Source organism: Streptomyces sp. NPDC093085 (assembly GCF_040683935.1).
In the GTDB taxonomy this organism is placed as follows: Bacteria; Actinomycetota; Actinomycetes; order Streptomycetales; family Streptomycetaceae; genus Streptomyces.
In genome coordinates, this window is the sequence record NZ_JBFBFB010000020.1 from 21649 (window position 1) to 28677 (window position 7029).

At 70.9% G+C, this 7029-nt stretch carries 10 protein-coding genes; 8 read left to right on the forward strand and 2 right to left on the reverse strand.

Translation table 11 applies throughout. The features are described 5' to 3' along the window. Nucleotides 1-197 precede the first annotated feature (197 nt). The 4 genes from AB0O07_RS33995 to AB0O07_RS34010 all read left to right on the forward strand — a co-directional run bounded on the left by AB0O07_RS33995 (nucleotide 198) and on the right by AB0O07_RS34010 (nucleotide 3709). Nucleotides 198-1244, forward strand: a complete 1047-nt coding sequence (locus AB0O07_RS33995; protein WP_365640814.1) for a medium chain dehydrogenase/reductase family protein — start codon at nucleotides 198-200, stop codon at nucleotides 1242-1244. Between the two features lie 236 nt (nucleotides 1245-1480). Next, a complete protein-coding gene (locus AB0O07_RS34000; protein WP_365640816.1) occupies nucleotides 1481-2089 on the forward strand; it encodes an ABC transporter permease in 609 nt (202 codons plus the stop codon). Between the two features lie 133 nt (nucleotides 2090-2222). After that, the gene (locus AB0O07_RS34005; RefSeq protein ID WP_365640819.1) at nucleotides 2223-2849 is read left to right on the forward strand and encodes an SRPBCC family protein; all 627 of its coding nucleotides are present in this window, start codon (nucleotides 2223-2225) and stop codon (nucleotides 2847-2849) included. A gap of 170 nt (nucleotides 2850-3019) precedes the next feature. Next, nucleotides 3020-3709 (forward strand): TetR/AcrR family transcriptional regulator, encoded by a 690-nt coding sequence (locus AB0O07_RS34010; protein ID WP_365640821.1) that lies wholly within the window; start codon nucleotides 3020-3022, stop codon nucleotides 3707-3709. Nucleotides 3710-3743: 34 nt separating this feature from the next. On the opposite strand, the gene AB0O07_RS34015 is transcribed toward AB0O07_RS34010, so the two are convergent. Beyond that, nucleotides 3744-3869: a hypothetical protein gene (locus AB0O07_RS34015; RefSeq protein WP_365640823.1), complete on the reverse strand. Its 126-nt coding sequence runs from the start codon at nucleotides 3867-3869 to the stop codon at nucleotides 3744-3746. Beyond that, on the reverse strand, nucleotides 3859-4434 hold the full coding sequence (locus AB0O07_RS34020; RefSeq protein WP_365640825.1) for a hypothetical protein: 576 nt from the start codon (nucleotides 4432-4434) through the stop codon (nucleotides 3859-3861). Before AB0O07_RS34020 ends, AB0O07_RS34015 begins: the two co-directional genes overlap by 11 nt. 879 nt (nucleotides 4435-5313) lie before the next feature. Between AB0O07_RS34020 and AB0O07_RS34025 the strand changes: the two genes are divergently transcribed. The 4 genes from AB0O07_RS34025 to AB0O07_RS34040 all read left to right on the forward strand — a co-directional run. Further along, a complete protein-coding gene (locus tag AB0O07_RS34025) occupies nucleotides 5314-6159 on the forward strand; it encodes a helix-turn-helix transcriptional regulator (protein WP_365640828.1) in 846 nt (281 codons plus the stop codon). Then, nucleotides 6143-6373, forward strand: a complete 231-nt coding sequence (locus tag AB0O07_RS34030; RefSeq protein WP_365640831.1) for a DUF397 domain-containing protein — start codon at nucleotides 6143-6145, stop codon at nucleotides 6371-6373. The genes AB0O07_RS34025 and AB0O07_RS34030 overlap by 17 nt, the downstream gene beginning before the upstream one ends. A 66-nt stretch (nucleotides 6374-6439) precedes the next feature. After that, on the forward strand, nucleotides 6440-6664 hold the full coding sequence (locus AB0O07_RS34035) for a DUF397 domain-containing protein (RefSeq protein ID WP_365640834.1): 225 nt from the start codon (nucleotides 6440-6442) through the stop codon (nucleotides 6662-6664). 197 nt (nucleotides 6665-6861) lie between these two features. Further along, the coding region (locus AB0O07_RS34040; protein ID WP_365641026.1) for a DUF397 domain-containing protein at nucleotides 6862-7029 on the forward strand (168 nt) is incomplete at its 3' end.

Here is a 7029-nt window from a genome sequence, read left to right on the forward strand (position 1 = left end):
CCGCCCGCTCCCCGCCCGCTCCCCGCGCACCCCCTCACCCATCCCTCGCCCACCCGGAACTTACGCCCGTAAGTTTATTGCCGTAGCCCCTTGCGCTCGCTGACCTAACACCTATAGCCTTACGAACGTAAGCACACAGCGGGAACCGCACAGGGGCCCGCGAACCCCCGTACCACCCGAACCCAGAGGAGCCCGTCATGAGCAGCGCCGCCACCATCACAGCGACCGAGATCGTCCTCCCCGGCAAGGTCGAGCCGAGCGGCCTGACGCCGCAGACCCGCGCACTGCCGGCGCCGGCCAAGGGCCAGGTCACGCTGCGGATGGAGGCGACCGGGGTCTCCTTCGCCGAGCAGCAGATGCGCCGGGGCAAGTACTTCGACCAGCCGCCGTTCCCCTTCGTGCCCGGTTACGACCTGGTCGGCACCGTCGTGGCGGTCGGCGAGGGGGTCGACGCCGCGCTCGCCGGCCGCCGGTTCGCCGCGATCACCAAGGTCGGCGCCTGGGCCAGCCACCTGCTGGTCGACGCCGCCGACCTGATGCCGGTCCCGGACGGGGTCGACCCGGCCGCCGTCGAGTCGGTGATCGTCAACGGCGTCACCGCCTGGCAGATGATGTACCGCGTCGCCAAGGTCCGCCCCGGCCAGACGATCGTGGTGCTGGGCGCCAACGGCGGCGTCGGCTCCACCCTCGTCCAGCTCGCCCGCCGCGCCGGCATCACCGTGATCGGCACCGCCTCCCCCCGCCACCACGACCTGGTGCGCGGACTCGGCGCCACCCCGGTCGACTACCGGGACCCGGAGATGTACGCGAAGATCCGCGAGCTGGCCCCGGACGGTGTGGACGCCGTCTTCGACCACGTCGGCGGCGCCGCCATCGAGGAGTCCTGGAAGCTCCTGCGGCGCGGCGGCACCCTCGTCTCGTACGGCACCGCCGCGAGCAAGAACGACGAGGGCAACTCGCAGGTCCCCTTCCTCATGCTCTTCGCCCGCCTCGGCACCTGGAACGCCCTCCCCAACAGCAAGGGCGCCCACTTCTACAACCTCTGGGCGGGCAAGCGCCGGAACCAGGCCACCTGGCAGCAGCGCATGACCGAGGACCTGGACCAGGTCCTGCGACTGGTCGCCGACGGCTCGGTCGTCCCGCAGATCGCCGGCAAGTTCGCCCTCTCGGACACCGTCGCCGCCATGGAACTCGCCGAGTCCCGCACCGTCGCCGGCAAGGTCATCATCGTCCCCGAGGCGTGATGCCGGGCCCGCCACCACCTCCGGGCCCGCCACCACCTCCGGGCCCGCCACCAGCTCCGGGCCCGCCACAGGGCCGGCCACCGCCCGGCCCCCCTCGCCCCTCCCTCTCCTTCGCGTTCTCCTTCGCGTTCTCCTTCGCTTTCCGCTTCGCTCTCCGCGCTTCCTTCCGCGCCTGTTCCTCTCATCCGCCTTAGTCCGGCTCAGCCGTGTACGTCTCCAACGGAGGTCCCACCCCCATGTCCATCACAGCCCCCGCCGCCCCGTCCGACACCGTCACGGACCGCGCGCCGCGCGACGTGGACAACCGTTCCGCGTACATCGCCTTCGGACTCGCCTACGTCCTCGGCCACGGCGCCGCCGCCCTCTCCAAGGTCACCGAGGGCGGAGTCCCCCTGCTCGACCTGCCCGGCTGGCTGCCGATGGCCCTGCTCGGCACCGGACTCGCCTCCGGTTCGCTGCTCGCCACCCTCGCCGCGCTCCGCTCCCAGCGCGGCGCGACCGGCCCGGCCGCCGTGACCGCCCAACTCCTCGGCGCCGCCTGGGCCGTCGCCTTCGGCGCCCTCTTCCTCTTCATCACGGGCCTCTCCGGCATCCTCGACAACCCCGACCTCCAGACCATGCTCTGGCCCACGGGCTCCGGCTTCGTCGTCGGTCTGCTGTACGTCGCGGAGGGCGCCGTCCGCCGCAACCGGCTCCACTACACCCTCGGCATCTGGCTCGCCCTGACCACCACCGGGGCCCTCCTCTTCGGCACCCCCGGCTTCTACTGGGTCCTCACCCTCGCGGGCGGCGGCGCCTACGCCCTCGCCGCCGGCCTCGAATTCCGCCGCATAGCCACCGCATAGCCACCGCCTGACCGCCGGGCACCACAGCACGCCACCCCGCACCACGGCGCCCCCGGTATCCCCTCGTACCGACCACCCAGCGCACCGCCTCCCCACCTCCCCCCACCCCCCCCACCACGAAAGGCACCGACCGATGAACGCCCGACACCGCATCCTCCAGACCCTGGCCGTAGCAGCGATCGCCACCGCGACGACCCTCTCCGCCCCGGCCATGGCGACCGCGAGCGAGGCCCGCCACGGCTCCGGATCCGGATCCGGCTCCACCGCCCCGGAGTTCCAGGAGTGCCAGGGGGTGACCGTCGACCAGGACGCCCCGGTCATCGCCCGTGCCAGCGTTCTGATCAAGGCCCCGGTCCAGACGGTCTGGGATCTGCACACCGACATCGACGCCTGGGACACCTGGATCCCCGAGATCACCCCGTCCCAGAAGAAGACCCCGGGCCCGCTCCGCCCCGGCTCGGTCTTCGCCTGGTCCCCGCAGGGCATGAAGGTCACGTCGACGGTGACCAACGTCCAGCGGAACAAGTGCCTCGCCTGGGCCGCGCCGGTCGACGGCATCGACGGGGTGCACCTGTGGACGTTCAAGAAGGTCAAGGGCGGGGTCCTCGCCACCACCGAGGAGTCCTGGTCCGGCGCCCCGGTCGAGGCCGACATCCCCGGCAACCAGGAGGCCCTGGAGTCCGGCCTCGTCGACTGGGTGAACCGACTGAAGACCACGGCCGAGGCGCAGGACCACTGCCCGGTCCACCGGGACAGGTGACCGGGATCCCGCTGCCGGGACAGGCCGCGGGACAGGTCACGGGAGCAGGTCGCAGGAACAGGATGCAGGAGGCGGAACCGGCGGTACGGCCGGACGCACCCGGGGGGCCGGCGCCCCCGGCCCGACACGGGGGCCGGGCGGCGCCGGCCCCTCACGACGGAAGGTGAACGGTGAGCACAGTGAAGGAAACCGGATCGGCGGCGCAGGCGACCCCCTCGAAGGCGACCCCGCCGAAGCAAGTCCGCACCCGCATCCGCAACCGCCGGGGCGAGGGCGGCAAACTGCGTGAAGACATCATCGACGCGGCGGCCGAACTGCTCGACGAGACCGGCGACCAGCACGCGGTCACCCTGCGCTCGGTGGCCCGCCGGGTCGGTATCGCCACCCCCTCGATCTACCCGCACTTCCCGGACCAGCCGGCCATCATGCTCGCCGTCGTCCAGCGGGAGTTCGCCGGCCTGGAGCGGACGCTCCGCGCGGCGGCGGAACAGGCGGGCCACGATCCCCGGCGCCGGCTGCTGGCCATCTGCGAGACCTACCTCGGCTTCGCCGACCACCACCCCCAGCGCTACCGCACCATGTTCGGCGGCCTGTGGACCCCGACCCTGGGCGACAACTCCCTGTCCGAGGCGGACCTCGTGCTGCTCGGCGCGCCCTCCATGCTGATGCTGGCCGAGGCGCTCGGCGACTGTGTCGCGGCGGGCCTGGTCACCAGCGACGACGTCCCCGGCGACGCGACGGTGCTCTGGGTCGGCCTGCACGGCCTCGCCCACCAGCGCGTGGTCTCCCCGGCCTTCCCCTGGCCCGAGAACATCCCCGAACGCCTGATCCTCCCCCTGACCCGCCTCGACGCGGCTTAGCTCTCTCCCCCCAGGCCCCCTGCCAGTGGCTTTGTCAGCGGCTGAAGTACTCGGCCAGCAGCCATCCGCCCACGGCATAGGCGGCGAGCGCGGCACTGACGACGAGCACGGTCCGTACGACGCGCAGCACCCGTGCGGCGTCATCGTCATCAGGCCGCATGCGCCGTGCGGACCCGCCGCCGGAACGGAAGGCGCAACCAGTGGCGAACCCGGTCGAGCCACCGGGGCTTGCGGTGTCTGCGACGGCCGGAACGCCCCGGGGGCTGCGCATGGCGTGCCAGTGGGTACGCGGACAGGGGCAGGGGCAGGTACCCGGGCACGGACAGGGACGCCAGCACGGGCACGGGCACGGGGACGGGGACGGGCAGCGCCCTGAGGGTGTACCGCCCGCTGAAGTCATCGGCGTCGAGGACGAACTCCGCCCCGCCCAGCAGCCGTTCCCGCGCCGCCCGCTGCGCGCGAGGGGTACGGCACCAGATCCGCAGAACGGTGGGCACATCCGGATCCGGAGACCATACGGGGACAAGCGTGCCCCGCGGCGCCCACCCGCCCCCCGGGCCGGGATCAAGACCGTCCGCGATACGCCGGGCCTGCTGCCGCAGGAAGACCAGGGCGGCATCCGCCGTCACCGCCTGCCGGGCGGCGAGGACGACTCGTACCTGGGTGCCGTTGGCCGTAGGCCCCTCACACACAACGGTCACGTTGTAGAACCGGGCGGCGCTCATGCCGGGCGCCACCCGTCCGGAGGCTCAGCGGGAGGCGTGGCCGGGGCGGGAGGCGTGGCCGGAGGCCGCTGCCGCCGATGCAACTCGGCCAGAGCACGAAGCTGGATCCGCTCCCGCTCCGTCGCGGGCCGCACCGCGTTCAACGTGGCCTGCCACGTGTGCCCCGAGGGACGGACAAGACAGACCAGCAACCCCGCGAACGAGCTGATGACCCCCGGCATTTCCGTCCGCCGGTCATACACCGCCATCCCGACCCGCAGACCGGGCTGACCGGACGAACCGGGCCGGCCCAGCGGGCCAGGAGGACCCGGCGGACCGAACTCCGCGCCAAGCGGACCGGGTTCCGGAGCGGACGGGGCGGACGGGTTGGACGGGGCGGAACGCAGGCCCCGGCGGCGCGGCGGATAGCGCGGCGCAACGGGCGGTTCGGACGTCGTCATCCGGACTCACCGGCCCGCCGATGCGGATGCGCCGCAATCTGCCGCGCACAGTAGGCCACACTGGCCTCCCCGATCCCCCGACAGGCATTCTCCCGCCGCCGATCCCACCAATCACACAGGTCACAACCGGGAACCGGGACCGGGGTCGTCGTACCCCCGTTCGGAACGGCGTGCCCCGGTAGCTTCAACCACTGGGGAAGGGGGTATTCCTCCGGTGTCAGCCGCAGGAATACCCGCCAGGTGACGGCCGATTCAAGAGTTTCCGCGCCATCGCGGGGCACCCGCCTCGGTTGGTCGTTCGTCATGGTTGCCGTGCCCTTCGCTCACTCCGTCGCTTGCTGTGCGTAGTGCCACCATCGCCAAAAGAACGAGCCGAGTACACGGAGAGTGCGTAACCAAGTACCCTCAGTGGACAACGCCTTGGGAGGGAGTCGGTGCGATGGAGCTGGAACCGGACGAAGACGCGATGCCCGCCACACCGGCAGGGATGCTGGCCGCGCGAGCCGCGCGGGCGCGAGCCAAGGCGGGTCTGTCGCTGCGGGCGCTCGCCGAGAAGCTGGGCTATCCGCACACGTACCTGAGCCGGGTCGAGCGGGGGGAACAGCTCCCGTCCGAGGCCCTGGCCGAAGTCCTCGATGACTTCTACGGGACGGAGGGACTCTTTGCCGACCTGCTCATTGTGGCCATCGCCGCAGAAGTCCCCATGTGGGGGCGCAAGGTGCTTGAGGAGGAGAAGCGAGCCGCACGTATCCAGACGTTCAACAGCAGTGTCGTACCGGGGCTGTTGCAGATAGAGCACTACACGTCCGCCCTCTTCACCGAGTCCATGCCGGGCAAGGATGCCGAGAAGGTTGCGCTTCATGTGGCCACACGCTCGCACCGCCGGGCGGTGCTGGACTCCGCCACGCCCCCGCTGTACTGGGCGATCATGGACGAAGCAGCCCTGCGTAGGCCCGTGGGAGGACCGACGATCATGGCGGAGCAGATCCGCCACATACTCGACATCATCGAGAACAACAGCGCAGTGCGGGTGCAGGTACTCCCGTTCTCCCGTGGAGTGCATCCACTGATGGGCGGTAGCTTGAGCTTGCTCACCCTGAGGGATGGTGCGACCTTCGCTTACGTCGAGTCGTTCGCGTCCGGTACGTCGGTGGACACCCCGGCCGATGTACTGGAGTTGACGACGCTTCTGGACATCGCGCGGTCGAAGGCCCTTGACAGCGGGGAGAGCGTGACCTTGTTCCGTACATATCTGAAAGAGTATGAAGATGACCTGGACTCCTGACGTCAGCGCACTGTCTCCGATCTGGGTGAAGAGCAGCTACAGCAACGGCCAAGGGGGCGAGTGCGTCGAGTGGGCCCCGGAGTACGCCCGCGCCACGGGTGACTTCCTGGTCCGCGACAGCAAGAACCCGCACGGCCCCGTCCTGGGCTTCCCGGTCGGCCCGTTCGCGTCCTTCGTCGCGGGCGTCAAGACCGGGTCGTTCCGTACCGTCTGACCCTGCGGTACTGCGCCTGCCGGTTCACCAGCCCCCGTCCCCCTCTTTCCGGAGCGGAGTACGCCCATGGCCCTCACCCCCGACCCCTCCCGCACGAAGTGGGTCAAGAGCAGCTACAGCAACGGCGAGGGGGCGGAGTGCGTCGAGTGGGCCCCGGAGTACGCCCGCGCCACGGGCGACTTCCTGGTCCGCGACAGCAAGAACCCCGACGGCCCCGTCCTGGGCTTCCCGGTCGGCCCGTTCGCGTCCTTCGTGGCGGGCGTCAAGGCGGGCGAGTTCGGCACTGTCTGATCACCCGGCGCAGCGGGTACCGGCCCACCGGACCGCTGCGCCCCCGATCGAACAGCACCGAAAGGGCACCCCGTGACACTGGCGTCTACGGGGACACCTTCAACCGCCTCCAAGCCGCCGTCCTCGCCCCACACCAGTCAGTTCTGCTGATCCGGAAGATCATGGGGCAACTCGGCCTCTGAAGAGGGAGTACGCAGATGCGCGCACGAGACGCCGAGTGGTTCAAGAGCAGCCACAGCGGCCAGAACGGAGATTGCGTCGAGGCGCGATTCCGGGTGAACGCCATCGACTGCCGCGACTCCAAGGCCCCCCAAGGACAGGCGCTCACCTTCGCCCCCGAAGCATGGCGGGGCTTCATCGACGAC

Excerpts from the sequence above, each read along its gene's own strand:
- AB0O07_RS34020 (WP_365640825.1), bottom strand. The coding sequence starts at position 4,434 with ATGAGCGCCGCCCGGTTCTACAACGTGACCGTTGTGTGTGAGGGGCCT.
- AB0O07_RS34015 (WP_365640823.1), bottom strand. The coding sequence starts at position 3,869 with ATGCGGCCTGATGACGATGACGCCGCACGGGTGCTGCGCGTCGTACGG.
- AB0O07_RS34035 (WP_365640834.1), top strand. The coding sequence starts at position 6,440 with ATGGCCCTCACCCCCGACCCCTCCCGCACGAAGTGGGTCAAGAGCAGC.
- AB0O07_RS33995 (WP_365640814.1), top strand. The coding sequence starts at position 198 with ATGAGCAGCGCCGCCACCATCACAGCGACCGAGATCGTCCTCCCCGGC.
- AB0O07_RS34005 (WP_365640819.1), top strand. The coding sequence starts at position 2,223 with ATGAACGCCCGACACCGCATCCTCCAGACCCTGGCCGTAGCAGCGATC.
- AB0O07_RS34000 (WP_365640816.1), top strand. The coding sequence starts at position 1,481 with ATGTCCATCACAGCCCCCGCCGCCCCGTCCGACACCGTCACGGACCGC.
- AB0O07_RS34030 (WP_365640831.1), top strand. The coding sequence starts at position 6,143 with ATGACCTGGACTCCTGACGTCAGCGCACTGTCTCCGATCTGGGTGAAG.
- AB0O07_RS34025 (WP_365640828.1), top strand. The coding sequence starts at position 5,314 with ATGGAGCTGGAACCGGACGAAGACGCGATGCCCGCCACACCGGCAGGG.